20 protein-coding genes are annotated in these 20855 nt (G+C 63.4%); 6 read left to right on the forward strand and 14 right to left on the reverse strand.

Going from position 1 to position 20855, the window contains the following annotated elements:
- Entirely contained in the window at nucleotides 1-2955 is a 2955-nt protein-coding gene (gene ileS, locus BM045_RS06050; protein WP_092180564.1) for an isoleucine--tRNA ligase, read from the reverse strand.
- 199 nt (nucleotides 2956-3154) lie between these two features.
- On the opposite strand from ileS, the gene BM045_RS06055 reads away from it, so the two are divergent.
- Nucleotides 3155-4237 carry a helix-turn-helix transcriptional regulator gene (locus tag BM045_RS06055; protein ID WP_139198723.1) on the forward strand — a complete coding sequence of 361 codons (1083 nt, stop codon included), beginning with the start codon at nucleotides 3155-3157 and terminating at the stop codon, nucleotides 4235-4237.
- A gap of 191 nt (nucleotides 4238-4428) precedes the next feature.
- Here the strand turns inward: BM045_RS06055 and BM045_RS06060 are convergent, their stop codons facing one another.
- The 3 genes from BM045_RS06060 to BM045_RS06070 form a co-directional block, all read right to left on the reverse strand.
- Nucleotides 4429-5400 (reverse strand): bifunctional riboflavin kinase/FAD synthetase, encoded by a 972-nt coding sequence (locus tag BM045_RS06060; RefSeq protein WP_092180570.1) that lies wholly within the window; start codon nucleotides 5398-5400, stop codon nucleotides 4429-4431.
- A gap of 4 nt (nucleotides 5401-5404) precedes the next feature.
- Nucleotides 5405-6271 (reverse strand): TIGR01459 family HAD-type hydrolase, encoded by an 867-nt coding sequence (locus BM045_RS06065; RefSeq protein ID WP_092180573.1) that lies wholly within the window; start codon nucleotides 6269-6271, stop codon nucleotides 5405-5407.
- An 80-nt stretch (nucleotides 6272-6351) separates the two neighbouring features.
- Nucleotides 6352-7581: an EAL domain-containing protein gene (locus BM045_RS06070; RefSeq protein ID WP_139198724.1), complete on the reverse strand. Its 1230-nt coding sequence runs from the start codon at nucleotides 7579-7581 to the stop codon at nucleotides 6352-6354.
- A gap of 249 nt (nucleotides 7582-7830) precedes the next feature.
- On the opposite strand from BM045_RS06070, the gene BM045_RS06075 reads away from it, so the two are divergent.
- On the forward strand, nucleotides 7831-9258 hold the full coding sequence (locus BM045_RS06075; RefSeq protein ID WP_244522889.1) for a sigma-54-dependent transcriptional regulator: 1428 nt from the start codon (nucleotides 7831-7833) through the stop codon (nucleotides 9256-9258).
- Here the strand turns inward: BM045_RS06075 and BM045_RS06080 are convergent.
- On the reverse strand, nucleotides 9255-10220 hold the full coding sequence (locus BM045_RS06080; protein WP_244522890.1) for a DMT family transporter: 966 nt from the start codon (nucleotides 10218-10220) through the stop codon (nucleotides 9255-9257). The two genes, BM045_RS06075 and BM045_RS06080, sit on opposite strands and share 4 nt — an antisense overlap.
- A gap of 24 nt (nucleotides 10221-10244) precedes the next feature.
- A complete protein-coding gene (locus BM045_RS06085; RefSeq protein ID WP_092180579.1) occupies nucleotides 10245-10439 on the reverse strand; it encodes a hypothetical protein in 195 nt (64 codons plus the stop codon).
- A gap of 157 nt (nucleotides 10440-10596) precedes the next feature.
- On the opposite strand from BM045_RS06085, the gene BM045_RS06090 reads away from it, so the two are divergent.
- Complete coding sequence (locus BM045_RS06090) at nucleotides 10597-11406, forward strand: alpha/beta fold hydrolase (protein WP_244522891.1); 810 nt, start codon at nucleotides 10597-10599, stop codon at nucleotides 11404-11406.
- Between the two features lie 54 nt (nucleotides 11407-11460).
- Here the strand turns inward: BM045_RS06090 and BM045_RS06095 are convergent, their stop codons facing one another.
- On the reverse strand, nucleotides 11461-11823 hold the full coding sequence (locus tag BM045_RS06095) for a DUF427 domain-containing protein (RefSeq protein ID WP_170848396.1): 363 nt from the start codon (nucleotides 11821-11823) through the stop codon (nucleotides 11461-11463).
- A gap of 183 nt (nucleotides 11824-12006) precedes the next feature.
- Between BM045_RS06095 and BM045_RS06100 the strand changes: the two genes are divergently transcribed.
- From BM045_RS06100 to BM045_RS06110, 3 genes are all read left to right on the forward strand, one after another.
- On the forward strand, nucleotides 12007-12297 hold the full coding sequence (locus BM045_RS06100) for a co-chaperone GroES (protein WP_092180587.1): 291 nt from the start codon (nucleotides 12007-12009) through the stop codon (nucleotides 12295-12297).
- Nucleotides 12298-12492: 195 nt separating this feature from the next.
- Nucleotides 12493-14136, forward strand: coding sequence for a chaperonin GroEL (groL, locus tag BM045_RS06105; protein ID WP_092180589.1), 1644 nt, complete (start codon nucleotides 12493-12495; stop codon nucleotides 14134-14136).
- A gap of 133 nt (nucleotides 14137-14269) precedes the next feature.
- The gene (locus BM045_RS06110; protein WP_092180592.1) at nucleotides 14270-14503 is read left to right on the forward strand and encodes a BrnA antitoxin family protein; all 234 of its coding nucleotides are present in this window, start codon (nucleotides 14270-14272) and stop codon (nucleotides 14501-14503) included.
- Here the strand turns inward: BM045_RS06110 and BM045_RS06115 are convergent.
- The 7 genes from BM045_RS06115 to BM045_RS06145 all read right to left on the reverse strand — a co-directional run bounded on the left by BM045_RS06115 (nucleotide 14496) and on the right by BM045_RS06145 (nucleotide 20818).
- Nucleotides 14496-15245: a TSUP family transporter gene (locus tag BM045_RS06115; RefSeq protein ID WP_092180595.1), complete on the reverse strand. Its 750-nt coding sequence runs from the start codon at nucleotides 15243-15245 to the stop codon at nucleotides 14496-14498. The genes BM045_RS06110 and BM045_RS06115 overlap by 8 nt on opposite strands.
- Nucleotides 15245-16432 carry a glycosyltransferase family 2 protein gene (locus tag BM045_RS06120; protein WP_210184981.1) on the reverse strand — a complete coding sequence of 396 codons (1188 nt, stop codon included), beginning with the start codon at nucleotides 16430-16432 and terminating at the stop codon, nucleotides 15245-15247. Before BM045_RS06120 ends, BM045_RS06115 begins: the two co-directional genes overlap by 1 nt.
- Before the next feature lie 57 nt (nucleotides 16433-16489).
- Nucleotides 16490-16720, reverse strand: a complete 231-nt coding sequence (locus BM045_RS06125; protein WP_092180598.1) for a hypothetical protein — start codon at nucleotides 16718-16720, stop codon at nucleotides 16490-16492.
- A gap of 2 nt (nucleotides 16721-16722) precedes the next feature.
- On the reverse strand, nucleotides 16723-17430 hold the full coding sequence (hisG, locus tag BM045_RS06130; protein WP_092180601.1) for an ATP phosphoribosyltransferase: 708 nt from the start codon (nucleotides 17428-17430) through the stop codon (nucleotides 16723-16725).
- A complete protein-coding gene (locus tag BM045_RS06135; protein ID WP_170848397.1) occupies nucleotides 17427-18491 on the reverse strand; it encodes an ATP phosphoribosyltransferase regulatory subunit in 1065 nt (354 codons plus the stop codon). The genes hisG and BM045_RS06135 overlap by 4 nt, the downstream gene beginning before the upstream one ends.
- 184 nt (nucleotides 18492-18675) lie before the next feature.
- Entirely contained in the window at nucleotides 18676-20286 is a 1611-nt protein-coding gene (locus BM045_RS06140) for a histidine--tRNA ligase (RefSeq protein ID WP_092180607.1), read from the reverse strand.
- A 271-nt stretch (nucleotides 20287-20557) separates the two neighbouring features.
- Nucleotides 20558-20818 carry a hypothetical protein gene (locus BM045_RS06145; RefSeq protein ID WP_092180610.1) on the reverse strand — a complete coding sequence of 87 codons (261 nt, stop codon included), beginning with the start codon at nucleotides 20816-20818 and terminating at the stop codon, nucleotides 20558-20560.
- Between the last annotated feature and the right edge of the window lie 37 nt (nucleotides 20819-20855).

Genomic DNA, 20855 nt, shown 5'->3' on the forward strand with positions numbered 1-20855 from the left:
CTAGAGACCCGCCGCGGCGCGTTCGCGCAGCGCCTGGGCGTCGCGCGGTGAGACGTCGGGATATTCCGGGTCGGAACCAACTTCAGGAAGCACTTTCCACGAGCGGGCGCAGCGCTGGCCCTCGGCCTTGGCAAACACCACCGTAACGCCGGGGACTTCGGCCAGGGTGAAGCCGCCGACCGGTGCCGCATGGCCATTGCCCAGCGTCAAAGCTGAGGTGATGGCGATTTCGGCGAGATCCAGATCAGCCACCGCCGCGGCCAGGGCCGGATCGGTGATGAACACGGTCGGGGCGGCCTCGAGCGAGGAACCGATGACCTTTTCCTTGCGCTGCAGTTCCAGCTCGCCAGTGATGACACGACGCACCGACTTGACCTGCTCCCACTTGGCAGCCAGCGCGTCGTTCTTCCACTCGGTTGGAACCTCGGGGAAGAGACGCAGATGGACGGAGGATTCGGCGCCGGGGAAGCGTTCGAGCCAGACCTCTTCCATGGTGAAGACCAGGATGGGGGCGAGCCAGGCGGTCAGGCACATATAGAGGTGGTTGAGCACGGTCAGCGATGCACGGCGCTTCACGCTCGAGATCGGGTCGCAGTAGAGAGCGTCCTTGCGGATATCGAAGTAGAAGGCGCTCAGCTCGATATTCATGAAGTTGGTGAGCAAGGTCACGACGCGGCGATAGTCATAGGACTTGTAGGCGTCGCGCACCTGGGCATCGAGCTGGGCCAGGCGATGCAGCATCAGCTGTTCGAGCTCGGGCATCTCGCCGAAAGCCACTTCGTCCTTGGCTTCGTAGTGAGCGAGATTGCCGAGCAGCCAGCGCAGCGTGTTCCTGAGCTTGCGATAGGCATCCACGGTGGTCTGGATGATTTCCTTGCCCAGCCGCAGGTCTTCCGAATAGTCGGACGAGGCCACCCAGAGGCGCAGGATATCGGCGCCGTATTGCTTGATGATGTCCTGCGGAGCAACGGTATTGCCCAGCGACTTGCTCATCTTCTTGCCTTCGCCATCCATGGTGAAGCCATGGGTCAGCACGCTGTCATAGGGCGCGTGGCCATTGGTGGCGCAGCTTTCCAGCAGCGACGAGTGGAACCAGCCGCGGTGCTGGTCCGAGCCTTCGAGATACATCGATGCCGGGAATTTCAGATGCGGCCACTTCTGCTTGTTGCGCAGCACGAACGAGTGGGTCGAGCCCGAGTCGAACCACACGTCGAGCACGTCGGTGACCATTTCATAGTCTGCCACCGCATAGGCTTCGCCAAGGTAACGCGCGGCAGCGCCGGGCTTGTACCAGGCGTCGGCACCCTCTTCCTCAAAGCTCTGGGCAATGCGGTGATTGACCGCGTCGTCCTTGAGGATGTCCTGCGTCTCCTTGTGCACGAACACCGTGATCGGCACGCCCCAGGCGCGCTGCCGCGACAGCACCCAGTCGGGGCGATCGGCGATCATGGCGCGCAGGCGGTTCTGTCCGGCGGCGGGATAGAACTTGGTTGCATCGATGGCATTGAGCGCGCGGTGGCGCAGGGTGTCGCCCGAGGCGCCTTCAATGTCGCGGTCCATATAGACGAACCACTGTGGCGTATTGCGGAAGATCACCGGCTTCTTGGAGCGCCAGGAATGCGGATAGGAGTGTTTGACGCGGCCGCGGGCAACCATGGCATGGCGTTCGGCCAGCGCGGCGATGACGCGGTTGTTGGCGTCGCCCTTCTTGCCGTTGTCGTCGATGACGCGAGCGCCTTCGAGACCGGGGGCTTCATTGGTGTAAAAGCCGTCGTCGCCGACGACATAGGGGATGGCAGAGTCCACGCCCTTTTCGCCCAGCAGGCGCGACGAGTTCATCCAGATTTCAAAGTCATCGAGGCCATGGCCCGGCGCCGTATGGACAAAGCCGGTGCCGGCATCATCGGTGACGTGATCGCCATCGAGCAGCGGGACCGTAAACGTATAGCCATCGCCGAGACCGCGAAGCGGATGCTCGGCCAGTGTCTTGGCCAGCATCTCGCTGGTGACGGCAAAGACGCGCTCATAGGCCTCGACCTTGGCCTTCTGCATCACTTCGGCAGCCAGCTTGTCGGCCAGGATATACTGGTCGCCGACCGCGGCCCAATTGCCTTCGGCAGCTGCGGTGACGCGATAAAGGCTATAGGCGATCTTGCCGGAGAACGAGATGGCGCGGTTGGCGGGGATGGTCCAGGGCGTCGTCGTCCAGATCACGACATAGGGGCGAACGGCGGCGCTGCCGGGTGCCGGCTCGGCACCGCCCAGCTGGCTGACCGGGAACTTCACCCAGATGGTGTCGCTCTCATAATCCGCATATTCGATCTCGGCCTCGGCCAGCGCGGTGCGTTCCACAACCGACCACATGACCGGCTTACTGCCGCGATAGAGCTGGCCGGAGGTGGCCACCTTCATCAGTTCGCGGGCGATCTGGGCTTCGGCGTCGAAGCTCATGGTGAGATAGGGGTTGTCCCACTCGCCGAGCACGCCGAGGCGCTTGAATTCCTCGCGCTGGATATCGACCCAGCTTTCGGCAAAGCTGCGGCATTCCTGGCGGAATTCGACGACCGGAACCTCGTTCTTGTCCTTGCCTTTGGCGCGATACTGTTCCTCGATCTTCCACTCGATCGGCAGGCCGTGACAGTCCCAGCCCGGCACATAAGCCGAGTTGTGGCCCAGCATCTGCATCGAGCGGGAGACAAGGTCCTTCAGCGTCTTGTTGAGCGCGTGACCGATATGGATATTGCCATTGGCATAGGGAGGGCCATCATGGATGGTGAACAGCGGCCGATCCTTGGCCTGCTCACGCTGCATGGCGTAAATGTCCATGTCTTCCCAGCGCTTAAGCCAACCTGGCTCGCGATCCGGCAGGCCAGCGCGCATGGGAAATTCGGTTTCCGGCAGAAACAGCGTCGACGAATAATCGGTTTCGGCGGCGCCTGTAGCGGTATCGGTCATGGAAAACGGCAATCGGAAAGGGAGAGTTGGGGCGCCTTTTAGCAAGGGGCGGCCATCGGGGCAAAGTGTTTTAGCCCATGGCGGTTTGCAGCGATGCCGCTGCAAGACTTCGGGGCAGGGCAACTATTTGTGATGGCTCAGCTTGAATTGGCGGCCAATTCGGTGTGCAGTCGAAAAATCCAGCGCCAGTGAGGACTTCGTGGACACGATCCTTGGTTTGATCGACGACATCTACGAGGCCGCCGCCCATCCCGAGCATTGGCCCGCCGCCCTCAAGAACCTCGCCGACAGCACCGGCAGTATCGACGCCACCATGGGCGGGCAGACCGCCGCGCAGGTACCGCTGCTGGTCACCGTGCGCACCGATCCGGTGATGGTGCGCAGCTATGCCGAGCATTACCACCGCCGCAATGCCATGCAGTTGGCGTTGCACACCACGCCGGTCGGGCGTCCGGTGGTCGATGCCATGGTAGTGGATGCCGAGAGTTTTCGGGCCAGCGAATTCTACAACGAATGGTGCGTGCCGCAGAACTATCTCCACGGCGCGGCGCTGAACCTCGCCACCTCGCAGGGCTGGCGCGCCACGCTGATGGTGTCAGGCCGCAATGAATATGACCAGGATGCGCTGAAACTGTTCGGCGCGGTGACGCCGCATCTGATCCGCGCCTTCCAGCTCAACCAGGTGTTGCACGAGACCCGCTCGCTCGGCATGGGCGCCTTTGCGGCGCTGGAATATCTCGATCGCGGCGCGCTGCTGGTCGGCGCCAATGGCATAATCCGCACCGCCAATGGAATGGCCGACCTCATCATGGCCGCCGGCGACGGGCTGACGCTCAAGGATGGCCGGTTGAGCTGCGCCGATCCACGCGAAACGGCCCAGCTGAGCCGGCTGATCGCCCAGACGGTGCGCGGCATGGTTTCGCGCGACGAGGGCATCCTGCAGATCAGCCGCAGCGAGGGCCGCAGCCCGCTCAGCGTGCAATGCCTGCCCTTCCCCACCAGCAATTGGTGGCCCGGCTTCACCCAGCAATTGGCAATGATCTTCGTCACCGACCCAGACGCCAGGATGGAACAGACTGTCGAACGCATGCGCCAGCGCTATGGGCTGACACCTGCGGAGGCGCGGCTGGCCTGGGAAATCGTACGCGGCGGCGGGCGGAAATCGGCGGCAGACAAGCGCGGGATTTCGGTGGCGACGGCGCGGAGCCAGCTGACGAGCATTTTTGACAAGACCGGGGTGCGGCGGCAGTCGGAATTGGTGCGGTTGTTGCTGGATGATTGAGGGGACCGAAGGCACCTACAACGCCACAACTACGGTGTCATCCCGGCCTTGAGCCGGGATCCATCCTGAGATGTTTGTCTTGCCGCAAGGTGTTTCGTCCGATCGACCTTGCGGCCGTGGTACCATCTCGAGATGGTACCACGGCCGCAAGGCCGGGGTGACATCGAGTGTGTGGGAAGACCAGGCTTGCCCTACCCCACAAACCCCAGCTTCGCATCCAGCTCACTAATCGGCTTGGCCGCGGCCAGCGCTTCCCGCGCTTTCCGGCTATCGCGATCCATCGCCGTGATCAGCTCGTCCAGTCCAGAAAACACTTCCTGCCCGCGGATATGGGCGATCAGCGCCACGGTGATGGTCTGGCCGTAGATGTCCTCGTCGAAATCGAACAGATGCGTTTCGAACGGCGGGCGCTGGTTGTTGAACATCGGCTTACCGAAGGCGGCGACGCCGTCGAGCAGGCGATCACCCAGCCGGGCGCGCACGGCATAGACACCTTGGGCCAGCTGGAAATTGGCATGGGTCATGGTGTTGGCCGTGGGGTAGCCAAGCTCGCGGCCGCGCTGGTCGCCCTTGACGACGCAGCCGTCGAAAAACCAGTGATAGCCGAGCAGGCGATTGGCGGCGGTGACGGCGCCTTCGGAGAGGGCCGCGCGGATGCGCGAGGAGGAGATAACCTCGTCGCCCTCGTCCATCAGGCCGAGCGTTTCGACGGCAAAGCCATGCGCCTCGCCCGAGGCCTTGAGGAAATTCGGGGTACCGCGACGCTGGCGGCCGAAGTGGAAGTCCGAACCGACGATGACGCCGGTGACACCCAGGGCCTCGACCAGAAAGCGCGAAACGAAATCCTCGGCTTCGATCTGGGAGAAGTCGCGGTCGAAATGCAGCACGGTGATGGCGTCAATGCCGAAGGCCTCGGCCAGCCGCGCCTTGGCGTCACCATCGGTGAGGCGAAACATGAAGGGCGCGGGGGCGAAGACGTCGCGCGGATGCGGCTCGAAGGTCAGCACCATGGCCGGCACGCCAGCCTCGGCGGCGCGGGCCTTGAGCGTCGTCAGCACGCTTTGGTGGCCACGGTGAAAGCCGTCGAAATTGCCAATGGCAACATAGGCGCCACGCAGGTTTGCCGGCACGGCATCCAGTGAATTCAGGCGGACGAAGCTCATCGTATCACCAGCTGAGCCGCGGCAGGAAACCGGCCATATGGGCGCGGCTGGGCGAAACCAGATCGGCAATGGCCTGCGGATCGGGCTTGCCGAAAGCATCGAGTTCGGCGGCGTGGATCGAGCCGGTGACGAAGAGCAGATCGATGCCGAATTGCGCTGCGCCCGTCGCATCGGTGCGCACCGAGTCGCCAATGGCCAGCACGCGCGACTTGTCGAGCGGACCGCCATGCGCCACTTCGGCGAGGCGGAAGGCCTCTTCATAGATTGGCTGATAGGGCTTGCCCGCCATCAGCACCATGCCGCCCATGGCGGCATAGAGATCGCCCAAAGCGCCGCCGCAATAGATGATCTTGTCGCCATGCTCGACCACGCGGTCGGGATTGGCGCAGATCATCGGCAGCTTGCGGGCCAGCCAGGTCTTGGCGCGTTCGCGGTACATTTCCGGTGTGTCTTCATCGGTATCGAGATCGGTCACCACGACAACCTCGGCCTCGTCGGCGCCGGTGCGGCGCACATCGAGACCCTCGTAAAGTGCATCGTCTTCGGTCGGCGGGCCGACATGGTGGATCGCCTTGCCGGAATATTTGGCGATCATCACGCGGGTCGCATCGCCCGAGGAGACGATGGCATCATAGGCCGGGCGGTGCACGCCGAGCCGGTCGAGCATGTCGACGATCGGGCTGGAGGGGCGCGGCGCATTGGTGATGAACACCACCTTGCCGCCGGCCTCGCGGAACCTGGTCAGTGCATCGACGGCGGTGGGAAAAGCTTCCACCCCGTTGTGGACGACGCCCCAGACGTCGCTCAGCACCGCGTCGTAACGGTCAGCGAGATCGGCAAGGCCGGAGATGGAAGGCAGGGGGCTGGTCATCGCGCTATTCCGATGCAAACAGGATGCGCCGTTCTATGTGGCAGTCTGCCCCTCGGGATCAAGGGGAAACCGCCGCAGCCCTAGTATTCCGCCCGGCGCAATTGCGGTGCGGCGCGGCCACTTTCGACCACGAGATCGGCACGAACCGGGCCCGGCGCGGCGATATGGGGGCCCTGCACCAGCACGATGCCGTCTTCGAGCAATTCGACGATCTGGCGCTCATTGGTGATGTTGGTGGCCAAAAGCTTGATGTCGAAGCGGGCGATGTAATTGGCGATATCGGAAGCGTGGAAATCGGTGAAGGCCTGCGGTTCGGCGATGAAATGGCTGGCATCGATGCGCAGCGAGCGCACGCCCTGCGCCGCCATTTCGGCGACATCGACGCGCAGCGAGCGCACATTGGTCACCGAGAAGCCGGCGCCCTTCTTGACCATGGCATCGGCAATGGCCCGCTCCCCGGTGGTCAGCCCCTGCCAGTCATGTTCGGAAATGGCAAAGATCAGGCCCGGCGCGATGGCGCGATTGGCTTCGAGCGAGACGATCAGCTGTTCGGAGGCCGAGGAATCGCCCAGCGTGGCGCGCGACAGCGGCACATAGAGGGTGATCGGCTGGCCAGAGGTGCGGGCGCGGCGCGAAATGGTGATTGCCTCGACCATGCCGACGCCTTCGATCTGGCGCAGCAGGTCCTCGCCGCCGCGACGCGGCATGAAATCGCCGCGATCGGCCAGGTCGCCGTCTTCCATGCGCAGGCGCGGCACCAGGTCATAGCCCTGCGGCCGGCGCTGCGGCAGGGTCACGACCGGCTGGATGTGATAGATCAGCCGGCCATCGTCGATGCCCTGGCGCAGCAGCTCCAGCGGAATGCTGGGTTCGGGCTCGCGCATCATTGGCGGCGGTGCGGCGGCGATCATGCGGTCGCGGCCGGTAGACTGGCTGGCCTTGGCACGATCCTCGATATCGGCGACGGCCTCGGCGACCTGGCGGATCACCGTGCCGAGCACGGAAATATCGGCCTCGACGCCTTCGAGGCGCTGGTCGGCATTGATATCGGCCATGGCATTGATGCGCTGGCCCAATACAGCACCCGCCTGGGCATCGGTGGCGAGCAGGCGCGACAGATCTTCGATGGCCTTTTCCAGGCGATTCTCGGCGCGCTGGCGCAGGGTGCGCTCCATCAGCACGACGCAGACGCAGCCGAAGACCACGGCGGCGAGGATCGCCTCGGCCGGGGTGAAGGTCAGCCCGAAATAGGCGACGGCGCCAATGGCGGTCGCTGCAAGGGCAATGAACGTGTAGACCAATGCCTGCACGGGGCGGACCTCAAACCCATCTCTGGTGCCGGGATTCGGCCCAATCCTCTTAGCATTGCGCAAGGGCACACAAAAGCGCGCAAGCCGCGCTGTCCCATGGCTAATTGCACCAGCCAAACAGGCGTTCGATGCAGAATGCGACGGTTTGGAACGGATTGTTTACCCTGTTGGTGACCTAATGGGCGGACGGGACAGCAGCGGGAGCGGCTGTGGACCGGTTATATGACTTGAAGACGAGGACGCGGCTGCATGGCGATGCACAATCGAAGCAATGGCGAACCCTTTGGTCGGCTATTGCTTGTCGATGCCGATGACGCCAGTGCGCAACTGGTGAGCGAAACGCTGGGGCAAAGCCTTGGCGGCAGCCTGCGCATCACCGTGGTTTCGGGCGGTCGGCCGGCGGCAGAACTGCTGCGCGATGGCGGTTACGATATCATTCTCGCCGATTTGCAGAGCCTGCGCGATCTCAGCGATCGCAGCGACGATGCCGTGGCGCGGCTGGTGCGGCTGGCCGATGGAGCGCTGGTTGTGGCGCTGTCCGATGGCGCATCGGTATCCGCAGCCGTTGGCGCCATGCGGGCCGGGGCGCATGACTATGTCACCAAGCCGCTGAGCGGTCCGGCAATGGCAGCGCGGATCAGCGAATTGGCGCAGCGCCACGGCAAGGCTAGGGCGCTCAGCATCGAGCCGCAGAGCGAAGGCCTCAGCGATTTTGCCGGCTTTATTGGCTCCTCCAGCGCCATGCAGTTCGTCTACGAACAGATCGGCCGCATTTCCACATCGTCGGCCCCGGTGTTCATCACCGGCGAAAGCGGCACCGGCAAGGATGTCTGCGCCGAAGCGCTGCATGCCAAGGGCCCGCGCATGGGCAAGCGTCTGGTGGCCATCAATTGCGCGGCGATTCCACGCGACCTGATGGAAAGCGAATTGTTCGGCGTGGCGCGCGGCGCCTTTACCGGCGCGCATGAAGACCGCAAGGGCGCGGCCGAGCTGGCCGATGGCGGCACGCTGTTCCTCGACGAAATCGGCGAGATGGACCTGTCGCTGCAGAGCAAGCTGCTGCGGTTCCTCCAGACCGGCACCCTGAGCCGGGTTGGCGAGGCGGGCGTGCGGCAGGTCGATGTGCGCGTCATCTGCGCCACCAACCGCAATCCGATGCAGTTGATTTCCGAGAAGAAATTCCGCGAAGACCTGTTCTATCGCCTGCATGTGCTGCCGATCCACCTGCCGCCGCTGCGCCAGCGCCCGAGCGATATCATGGTGCTGGCCCGGCATTTCCTCGCGCGCTATTCAGCCGAAGAGCGCAAGAGCTTTACAGGCTTCGCCCCGGATGTGGCGGCGCTGCTGACGTCGGCGGAATGGCCGGGCAATGTGCGGCAATTGCAAAACCTGGTGCGGCGCCTGGTCGTGATGTGCGACGGCGCCGAGATCACCATGCCGATGCTGCGCGCCGCCGATATCGAATCGCAGGGCCTCGCCCCTGCCCCCGAACCGATGCCGCGTGGCGAACGCCGCCAGGCAATCCTGCCGATGTGGCAGCAGGAACAGCGCATCATCGAAGACGCCATCGCCAGCTTCGGCGGCAATGTGTCCCTGGCGGCTGCGGCGCTGGAAATCAGTCCTTCCACCATCTATCGCAAGCGCCAGGGTTGGTCGGAGATGGCTGTCGCCAGCTAAGGCGTGTTCGCCTCGCGGGCCTTGACGCGGTCCAGCCCGAGATAGTGCTCGCGCAGGATCACTACGATGCCGGAGCCGACGATGATCAACGCGCCAAACACCATGGTCAGCGTCGGGATATCGCCGAAGACGGCAAAGCCGATGATCAGCGTCAGCAGCAGCGAGACATATTCGAAGGGCGCTATGACCGACATGTCGGCATAGCGATAGGACGAGGTCATCATCAGCTGGCCGACGCCGCCGGCAAAGCCCGCTCCGACCATCAGCATGGCCTGCTGGGGCGTCGGCAATATCCAGCCAAAGGGAATGGTCAGCAGCGACAGCAGGCTGGCGATGATGAAGAAATAGACGACAATGGCCTCGGTGCGCTCGGTGCGGGTGAGGTTATGCACCTGCATCAGCGCAAAGGCGGTGACCACAGCGCCACCAAAGGCGGCAATGGCGCCGATCGCCTCGCGATCGCCCAGCGGCTGGCCGCTGGTAAAGAGCGTGAGGCGCGGCCAGAGGATGATCACCACGCCGACAAGGCCAATCAGCACCGCCGTCCAGCGAAACACATGCACCCGCTCCTTGAGCAGGATCGTACTGAAAATGACGATGAGCAAAGGCGCGGCATAGCCAATGGCGGTGGCTTCGGGCAGCGGCAGGCGCGTCAGGGCGAAAAAGCCCAAGCCCATGGAGGTGGCACCGACCATGGCGCGGATGACGTGGCCGAGCGGCCGCTTGGTGTGCAGCGCCGAGCGTAATTGCCCGCGCCACAGCAGCCAGATGGCCACGGGCAACAAAGCGAAAAAGCAGCGGAAGAAGACGAGCTGCCCGGCCGGCACCGTGTCGGTGGCCTTGAGCAGGCTGGCCATGATCACGAAGGAAATGACCGACACCACCTTGAGCGTGATCCCGTAGAGCGGCCCGCCCCGGAACGGTGTGGGGCTGGTCTGGGCGGCTGGTGCGGGAGTGGTCAAGGCAGTCTCGTCGGTCGCCGGCAATTACTTGCCGGGGGATTGCTCCAGCTTTTCCTTGGCGATACGTGCCGTGGCAAAGGCCTTGTGCTCGGGGCCGACGGCCGAACCGGTCTTGACGACCTTGCCGCTGGCGTCATGGATTTCCCAATGCCAGTTGGCATTCGGGCCACTGCCGCCTTTGAGGCGCAGCTTGATCTGAAGAGTGTTGTCCTGGGTCATAGGTGCCTTATGGCGCAGCTTGGCGCCCGGTGGAAGGGGGAAGTTTCCACAAAACGCCTCGCCGCCCGCAAGTTCACAATCCCGCAATTGATCAGACCAGCCGGAACAGATGTCAGACCACGTCGTTGGCCCTGCATCAAGAACAAGGAGAATTGTCGTGGCTCAATCAATAGCCCTGCATGTCGAAGACACCGGCGGCACCGGTCGTCCGGTCATCCTGATCCACGGCTGGCCGCTGTCCGGCAAGGCCTGGGAAAAGCAGGTGCCGGCTCTGTCGCAAGCCGGCTATCGCGTCATCACCTATGACCGCCGCGGCTTTGGCCAGTCGGAAAAACCGCAAGATGGCTTCGACTACAAGACGCTGGCCAATGACCTCTCCGACATCATCAAGGACCTCGACCTGAAGGATGTCACCCTGGTCGGCTTTTCGATGGGCGGCGGCGAAGTCGCCCGCTATATCGCCGATCACGGCGAAGACCGGCTGCATTCGGTGGTGTTTGCCGGCGCCGTGCCGCCCTATCTGATGCAGGGGCCGGACAATCCAGAGGGGCCGTTGACGAAGGAAAAGGCAGGCGAGATGGAAGCGGGTCTCAAGGCTGATCGCGCGGCTTTCTTCGATCAGTTCACCAAGGACTTTTTCTCGGCCAAGGGCGTGTTGAAAGTCTCCGAGGCGGACCGGCAAAAGGCCATCGCGCTGTGCCAGCAGTCCGACCAGACCGCGGCGCTGGGCTGCATGAAGGCCTTCGGCACCACTGATTTCCGCGATGACCTCAAGAAGGTCACGGTGCCAACCCTGGTCATTCACGGCGATTCCGACGGCATCGTGCCGCTCGAAGGATCGGGCCAGCGGACGCATCAGGCGATCGCGAGCAGCAAGCTGGTAGTGGTCAAGGACGCGCCGCACGGCTTCAATGCCAGCCATGCCGAAGAATTCAACGCCGAGTTGATCGACTTCCTCAGGAACTGATCGCTCCGACGTCCCGAAATGGCAGAGCCCGCATGATGCGGGCTCTTTTCGTTGCTAGACTTCCGACGTCTTGTACTCGATCCGGTCACCCCAGAAGGCCAGGTGATCGCGGATAGGCTCCACCAGCGGGCATGGGTCGGGATAATACCAGACTTGGTCAGGACCATCTGCCGTCAGCGTCTTAAGATTGTAGTAATGGGCCTCGCCCTTATAGGGGCAGGTGGTGCGGGTTTCGGAAAGTTCGAGCACATCCTCGCGGATATCGGCGCGCGGAATATAGATGCGCAGCGGCGCGCCCGGCTCATCCAGTTCAAGCGCATTCAACGACGAGCCTATTTCGGCATCGTCGAACAGCACATGCACCCGGCCCTTGGCCGGGGTGATCTTGATATCCTTGTCCAGACATTGACGCGTCATGTTGGCCTGCCATTCTCGTGATTTGTCGGTGTGGGAACACAACGCGCGAGAAGAAAGCGGGTTCACCGAACCTTGACTCCGCACGGCCCCAGCCATATATCCCCGTCACCCTGTTAGCACTCTACAATGGCGAGTGCTAATAGTGCCAAAATTGCATTTGATATGCTGCCATAGGAGCTAAACATGGGCTTTCGTCCTCTGCACGACCGCGTGGTCGTCCGTCGCCTCGACAGCGAAGAAAAGACCAAGGGCGGGATCATCATCCCAGACACCGCCAAGGAAAAGCCCTCCGAGGGCGTGATCGTTTCGGTTGGCCCCGGCGCCCGTGACGACGCTGGCAAGATCAACGCACTCGACGTCAAGGCCGGCGATCGCGTGCTGTTCGGCAAGTGGAGCGGCACGGAAGTGAAGCTCGACGGCGAAGATCTGCTGATCATGAAGGAATCCGACATCATGGGCATCGTCGAAGTCTAAGGGCCGGAAGAGATTCAGCTCAGGCTGAGTCGAAAATGTCGATTTCGAGAACCGGAGCGCAGCGTACGTTTGAGTACGTGAGCACCGGAAGCGCAGAAAGCGGCATTTGCAGACCAGCATCAGCTGAAGATCGATCGGACCGTGGCTTCTGCCCTTTGTCTTTCTCCCATTCACTCTCTTTAAGGAGCGCCCCTCATGGCCGCTAAAGAAGTAAAGTTCTCCACCGACGCACGCGACAAGATGCTGCGCGGCGTCAACATCCTGGCCAATGCGGTCAAGGTGACCCTCGGCCCCAAGGGCCGTAACGTCGTGATCGAAAAGTCCTTTGGTGCTCCGCGCATCACCAAGGACGGCGTGTCGGTTGCCAAGGAAATCGAACTCGAAGACAAGTTCGAAAACCTCGGCGCCCAGCTGCTGCGTTCGGTCGCTTCCAAGACCAATGATGTTGCCGGCGACGGCACCACCACCGCAACCGTGCTCGGCCAGGCCATCGTCGTCGAAGGCGTCAAGGCTGTTGCCGCCGGTTTCAACCCGATGGATCTCAAGCGCGGCATCGACCTCGCTGTCGAGGAAGTCGTCAAGTCGCTGCAGGCATCGGCCAAGAAGATCACCTCTTCGGCTGAAGTCTCCCAGGTCGGCACCATTTCGGCCAACGGCGAAACCGCCATCGGCGAGATGATTGCCGAAGCCATGCAGAAGGTCGGCAACGAGGGTGTCATCACCGTCGAAGAAGCCAAGACCGCTGAGACCGAACTCGACGTCGTCGAAGGCATGCAGTTCGACCGCGGCTACCTGTCGCCCTACTTCGTGACCAATGCCGAGAAGATGACCGCCGTTCTGGAAGATCCCGTGATCCTCCTGCACGAGAAGAAGCTCAGCAACCTGCAGACCATCCTGCCATTGCTGGAGTCGGTTGTTCAGTCGCAGCGCCCGCTGCTGATCATTGCCGAAGACATCGAAGGTGAGGCTCTCGCGACCCTCGTCGTCAACCGTCTGCGCGCCGGCCTCAAGGTCGCTGCCGTCAAGGCTCCCGGCTTCGGCGATCGCCGCAAGGCCATGCTCGAAGACATCGCCATCCTGACCGGTGGCCAGGTCATTTCCGAAGAACTCGGCATCAAGCTCGAGAACGTGACCATCGACATGCTGGGCACTGCCAAGCGCGTTGAAATCACCAAGGAAAACACCACGATCGTCGATGGCGCCGGCTCTGCCGAAGACATCCAGGGTCGCGTTGGCCAGATCAAGGCGCAGATCGAAGAAACCACTTCGGACTACGACAAGGAAAAGCTGCAGGAACGTCTGGCCAAGCTGGCTGGTGGCGTTGCGGTGATCAAGGTCGGCGGCTCGACGGAAGTCGAAGTCAAGGAGCGCAAGGACCGCGTCGACGACGCCCTGAACGCGACCCGCGCTGCCGTTGAAGAAGGCATCGTCCCCGGCGGCGGCGTGGCTCTGCTGCGCGCTTCCAACGCCCTGACCATCAAGGGTGCCAACGCCGACCAGGAAGCTGGCATTGCCATCGTCCGTCGTGCGCTGCAGGAACCAGTACGCACCATCGCCAACAATGCTGGCGCTGAAGGTTCGGTCGTTGTCGGCAAGATCCTCGAGAACACCTCGCCGACCTTTGGCTACAACGCTGCCACCGGTGAATATGGTGACCTCGTTGCTCTCGGCGTGATCGACCCGGTCAAGGTTGTGCGTCATGCTCTCCAGGACGCCGCTTCGGTTGCCTCGCTGCTGATCACCACCGAAGCCCTCATCGTCGAAGCCCCCAAGAAGGACGCAGGTCCTGCAATGGGCGCCGGCGGCGGCATGGGCGGCATGGGTGGCATGGACTTCTAAGAAGTCCGACCCAAAGCTTCGAAGTTCGTTTCTTCCCAGTCACGAACTTTGCAGAAAGGCGCAGTGGCAACACTGCGCCTTTTTCTTATCCCGGTTGCGGATTAGGCTGGCCGGAAAATACCTCGAGGATTCGATGAGACCACCCAGACGCGGCGGCAGTGCCTATGATCAGGCCGAGGCTGCCTTCAAGAGTGCGACGAGCAAGCCGGCAGCCCCTGCACCGGCCAAGCCGGTGACGCCGCCCGAGGGCAAGGAAATGGTGACGCTACGGCTCGACCGCGCCGTGCTGGAGCATTTCCAGGACGAGGGTCCGGGCTGGCAGGACCGTATCAATGCCGCGCTGCGCGAGGTTGCCGGGCTTACTTGAAGAACAAAAGCTTCAGCGCCAAGGCGATGGAGATGACCACCACAAGCGGGCGGATGATGCGGGCGCCGAAGCGGATGCCGGCGCGGGCGCCGATATAGCCACCCATGATCTGGCCGATCGCCATGGCGATCGCCGCCGGCCAGACCACATCGCCGGCCGGAATGAAGATGACCAAAGCCGCCAGGTTCGAGGTGAGGTTGAGGACCTTGGTGTGGCCCGTCGCCCGCGTCAGGCCGAGACCGAATAGCGTGACAAAGGCGATGGTCATGAAAGAGCCGGTGCCCGGCCCGAAAATGCCGTCGTAAAAGCCGATCAGCATGCCCATCAGCGGTACGAAACGCGCAAAGCCGAGGCGCGGGTGACGATCTTTGTCGTTGAGATTGGGCGCGAAGAGAAAGTAGAGCGCGATGGCGATCAGCGCCACGGGCACGGCAGCGCTCAGCAGCGTCGTATCGATCTTGCGCACGATCATTGCACCACAGAGGCTGCCGGCGAAGGTCAGCAGGATGGCTGGTAGCAGCGAGCGCACATCGACATAGCCGCGGCGCCAATAGGTGACGGCGGCCATGGTTGTTCCCACCACGCCCTGCAGCTTGTTGGTGGCCAGGGCCGCGACGGGCGGCAGGCCGGCAAACAGCAGCGCCGGAATGCCGATCAGCCCGCCACCGCCGGCCACGGCATCGACGAAACCAGCCAGCATGCCGACGGCGGCAAGCGCGAGAAGAATGAGCGGATCAAGCATCAGTCGGCTTTCGGCGTCTCGGCAATGCGCCGTTCGTAGATGGGGATGTTGATCATGGAGGACATGAAGCCGCTCATCATCAGCTGGAAGCCCGAGACCAGCGCCGTCAGGGCGAGGATGACGGGGCGCATGGTGGTGCTGGGATTGAGGTTGCCGAAATCGCGCGACGCCCATTCGCCGAGGCCCCAGACCAGCGCGCCCGCGCCGACCAGCATTAGCGTGACGGCGATGAGCAGGATGCGTTCGAGGGTCAGCGCTTCGAGCAGTTTGTCATAATGGCCGGAGCGCGGGATGAAGCCATAGCGCGAGGCAAAGCGCCGGCCGATGATGGCAAAGGAAATCGACTGCAGGCCGACGATGATGCAGAGCGCCGCGACGAGGAAAGTGTGCACGTCGAAGGAGACGTCGCCAATGGTGAAGGGGCCGGGCAGCAGCACCGCGCCAACCACCAGCCCCACCGCCAGCAGCGCAATGCCGGGATAAAGGAACAGCCAGCGCGGCGAGAACAGCAAGAGAAACCGCAGGTGGCGCCAGCCGTCGCGGAACGAGCGCAGATGCGGCGGGCGCGAGCGGCCATCCTTGGCCAGCGTGGTGGGCACTTCGCGCAGGTCGAGCTGGGCCAGGGTCGCCTTGACCACCATTTCGGAGGCGAATTCCATGCCGGTGGTGCGCAGGTTCAACCCGAGGAATGCGGCGCGGGAGAAGCCACGCAACCCGCAGTGAAAATCGCCGATCGGGGTGTGGAAGAAGCGGCGACCGACGGCGCTGAGGATGGGGTTGCCGATATAGCGGTGATGCCAGGGCATGGCACCGGGGGCGATGCCGCCGAGGAAGCGGTTGCCCATGACGAGATCGGCACCAGCCCGCAAGGCGGCGACGAAGGCGTCGAGATCGGCAAAATCATAGCTGTCGTCGGCGTCGCCCATGATCACATAGCGGCCGCGTGCCGCCTCGACGCCACCGGCAATCGCCGCGCCATAGCCGCGCTGGGCAACCGGCACGACGCGGGCGCCGAGCTCCTGGGCGATCTGCTGCGAGCCGTCAGTGGAACCGTTGTCAGCAATCACCACTTCGCCCGAGACGCCGCTACGGACGAGAAAACCCTGCGCCTTGGCGATACAGGTTGCCAGGGTTTCGGCCTCGTTGAGGCAGGGCATCAGAATGGTCAGTTCAATCGCGTCGGCCACAAAATCCCCTCGGCCCAATGGCTTGCTTGTGCCGTGAATCGGGCGCGCTGGCAATTCTCAGTCGCCGCCACCACCGCCGCCGTCGCCCCCACCACTGTCAGCGCTGTCCGTGCTGCCATCACCGTCGCGATGGCCGTGATGGTGCGAGGACGTGGAACCGCTGTCGCCGGAGGCGTGGTCACCGCTGTCATTGCGGCGGCGATTGATCCGCCCCTGGGGCGTGCGGCTGATCAACAGGGCCAGGCTGCCGACCATAAGCACCGGGATCGCGAACAGCCACCATTCCATATTTAGAAACCCGCAACCGTCCCCAGCCGCGCCAGCACGGCATCGAGCTGCGCCTTACGCTCGGGCGCAAAACTCGCCATGCGCGAGACGATCAAGCAGGCCTCGCTGCGCAGCATCACGCCATCCTCCAGCACGCGCAGCCCGTTGGCGGCGAGGGTCGAGCCGGTGGTGGTGATATCGACGACGATATCGGCGACGCCCGAGGCTGGCGCCGCCTCGGTGGCGCCGAGGCTTTCCACCGTCCGATATTCGGCAATGCCCGCCTTGGCGAAATGCTGGCGGGTGACGGTGATGTATTTGGTGGCAATGCGCATCCAGCGGCCGTGGCGGCTGCGGAAGTCGGAGGCGACATCGGCCAGGTCGTGCATATGGGTGACGTCGATCCAGGCCTCGGGCACGGCGACGACGCAATCGGCCTTGCCGAAGCCGAGCTTGCTGGCGATGGACACCGAAGCCGGGCCACTTTCGCTGGTCTCGTGGATCAGGTCGAGCCCGGTGACCCCGATATCGATGCTGCCGCGGATCAGCTCGCGGGCGATTTCGGAGGCTGGATAGAAGCGCACGGTGACTTCCGGCATGCCTTCCACCGCGCCGAGATAGGAGCGCGCGCCGCCCGGCCTGGTGATCGTCAGGCCCTTGGAGGCAAACCATTCGCGGGTCAGTTCTTCGAGGCGCCCCTTGGAGGGGACGGCGAGCGTAATGCCATTCATGGGGCGACCTCCGCTTCCAGGCGATCAACCCAGACCGAACAGCCGGAGGCGGCGATCGGGGCCTTGGCGCCGAGGCGTTCGAGCAGGCGGTCATATTGCCCGCCGGAGGCCAGAACATCGCCATTGGGGCCGGTCATTTCGAAGACGATGCCGGTGTAATAGTCGAGCCGCGGCGAGAAGCTGGCGTCAAAGCTGACGCGCGTTTCGCCCAGGCCATTGAGATGGCGGCGGATGGCGCGGATCGGGGCGCCCAGCATCAGCCGGTGCCGGCTGGCCAGCGCCTCGACCTGGGTCAGCGCCTGCAGCACCGGGCCGGAAATGGCCAGATAGTCGCGCAGCAGTTTCAGTGTCGCGGCCGGGACATGCGCGGCATCGAGCGCCTGCTGTTCGAGATAGCGGTCGGCGATCTCGTCGGGGGTACGGCCCTCGGAGAGGCTGAGGCCGGACGCGACCATCTGCTCGGTGACGCTCTCGACCAGCGTGTCGCGGCCGGGCTGCTGTTCGCGGATCACGTCGGGCGCGGCTTCGAGGCGCGTCAGCAGGCGATCGAGCGCCTCGGTATGGCCGAAACGGTTGCGGATGCGCGGGCGCCAGGCGTCAGGCATATCGGCCTGCACCAGCAGCGCTTCGAACAGGCCGACGCCGCCAAGGCGGATGTCCGGCGCCACGCCGAAGATCGACAGCGCCGCGCGGGCAAAGGTGAGAACCTGGTCGAGCGCCACATCCCCATCGGGCTGCGCCAGAAGTTCCACGCCGGCCTGGTCGAATTCGGCCGGGCCGGTGTCGCGCTGGCGGAAGATCGGGCCCATGTAGGAAAAGGCCGCCGGTTCGCCGACGCCATCGGCGATATAGGCGGTGACGATGGGCAGGGTGAAATCCGGCCGCAGGCAATATTCGGCACCGGTGACGTCCGTGGTCAGCAACAGACGACGGCCGAATTCCTCGCCGGCGAGGTCGAAATAGGGATCGGCGGACAGCAGCAAAGGCGGCGTGGCGCGGGTGGCGCCCTGCGCTTCGACAAGGGCATCCAGCTGCGTGCGGCGGAAGGCGGCATTGGTCATGATGCCCACTCCATCGCAAACCCAAGGGTTGTCATCCCGGCGCAGGCCGGGATCCATCCTGAGATGCCCCCCCATGCCGCCAGATCGCAAGACGTGACTGCACTACCTTGCGGCCGATCAGAGATCTCGAGATGGATCCCGGCCTGCGCCGGGATGACATCGCGGATGGGGAGACGACAGACGCTCATTGCTCGCTCAGCAGTTTCTGGACGGCAGCAACGAGCTCGTCGCGCTTGATCTCGAACTGGCCGGGGCGGGCGGCCTTCCATTCGGCATTGTCGGTGATGGCGGCGGCGGCCTGCTTGCCGGCGATCAGGTCCTTGATCTGCAGGATCCCCTGCTCGCGTTCCTGGCTGCCTTCGATGATGACGATGGGCGAATTGCGCTTGTCGGCATAGGCGACCTGCTTGCCGAAATTCTTGGTATTGCCCAGGAACATTTCGGCACGAATGCCGGCTTGGCGCAGCTCGGCGACCATGGCCTGGTAGCCGGCCATCTGTTCCTTATCCATCACTAGCACAACGACCGGGCCGGCCGGTTCGGACGCATTCAGCTTGCCGGTCAGCTTGAGCGCATTGGCAAGGCGCGAGACGCCGATGGAAAAGCCGGTGGCGGGCACCGGCTCGCGACGGAAGCGGGAAACGAGGCCATCATAACGGCCACCGCCGCCGACGGAGCCAAACACCACGTCCTGGCCCTTCTCGTTCTGCACCTTAAAGGTCAGTTCGATTTCGAAGACGGGGCCGGTGTAATATTCGAGGCCACGGACGACGGATGGGTCGATCTTGATGCGGTCGGCGTTGTAGCCAGCAGCCTGAAAAAGACGCCCCATTTCGTAAAGTTCTTTATAGCCGTAGTACGCACTCGTATTCGAGTCCACTTGAGACCCGATGCTACGAAACACCATCGCAATGTAGCCAAGCGTGGCCGCGGAAGCCTGAGCAACTTCATCGACCCGGGTGACCCCGGCGGGAGCCGCATTGACCTTATCCAATGACCAAAGCTCAAAACGCGGTTTGTTGGTGTCTTCGGTAGCAATAGCGACCGGAACTTCTTGCATAGTGATGGGTGCGAAAAGCAACAGCAGCGCCTTTGCCTGCACCTCGGACAGTCCGGCCCCTTTGGTAAAGTCGCCGCTTTCGTCCAATCGACCCTTCTGAAGCAGCTGCTCGACCCCTGTCGCGCCAATTTTGTCAAACTTATCAATCGACCTCATGACGACAAGCCATTGATCATCGTCGCTGATGCCCATCGCCTGCCTCAGACCATCCAGCACCTTGCGGTTGTTGACCCGGACGACATATTGCCCCTGCAGCCCCAGTGCATCCATGACATCAGCCATCATCATGCACATTTCGGCATCGGCCTCGGGGCCGCCGGCGCCGACGGTGTCGGCATCGAACTGCATGAACTGGCGGAAACGGCCCGGGCCGGGCTTTTCGTTGCGGAAGACATAGCCCTGGCGATAGGAGCGATAGGGCTTGGGCAGGGTCTCGAAATTTTCGGCGAAATAGCGAGCAAGCGGCGCGGTGAGATCGTAGCGCAGGCTCATCCACTGCTCGTCGTCGTCCTGCAGCGAAAACACGCCGGCATTGGGCCGGTCGGTATCGGGCAGGAATTTGCCGAGGGTCTCGGTGAACTCGAACAGCGGCGTTTCAACCGGATCGAAGCCATAGCGTTCGTAGACCGCCTTGATCTTGTCGATCATCTGGCCGACAGCGGCGATCTCGCCCGGCGTGCGGTCCTCGAAGCCGCGCGGCAGGCGCGGGGCGATCAGCTTGGTCTTTTCGGTCATCTGGCAGTCCTTGGAAGTCGCGGTGTTGTTACCGGATCGGGGTGATGGAGACAACAGGCGGCGGGCGAGTGTTTGGTGCAATGGCAGCCCCATCCACGGTGTCACCCCGGCGAAGGCCGGGGCCCATCTCGAGATCAGGCCGCAGCCGCAAGGTGGTTCCGACGACCATCCTGCGCACCTTGCATCTCAGGATGGATCCCGGCCTTCGCCGGGATGACACCGAGGGGGTGGCAATGAAGGGGCCGATCCTGAGATCAGCCCCTCCCAGCCGCTACATCGCATGCCACCCCAAGGGCAGTGACAGATGCGGACTATCCGACGCCTCCGGCCAGAACAGGCTTGGCTTGGCCGGCGGCAGGCCCATGTCGGCGCGCAGGCGCGGCGAAAGGTCTTGTGGCAGGCGGGGACGGTCCCACCATGCCGCCACGGCGACGCGCAGAACCGGGACCAGGCCGCGCAAATGGACGGCACGTATGATGTGAAAATCGGGGCGCAGCATAGCGCTGCCCTCGTCGAGTGCATTGAACGTCATGATGGGACCCAGCGGCGTTCGGCGCGCCGGACTTCTG

The organism is Devosia sp. YR412 (assembly GCF_900110945.1).
Taxonomy (GTDB): domain Bacteria; phylum Pseudomonadota; class Alphaproteobacteria; order Rhizobiales; family Devosiaceae; genus Devosia.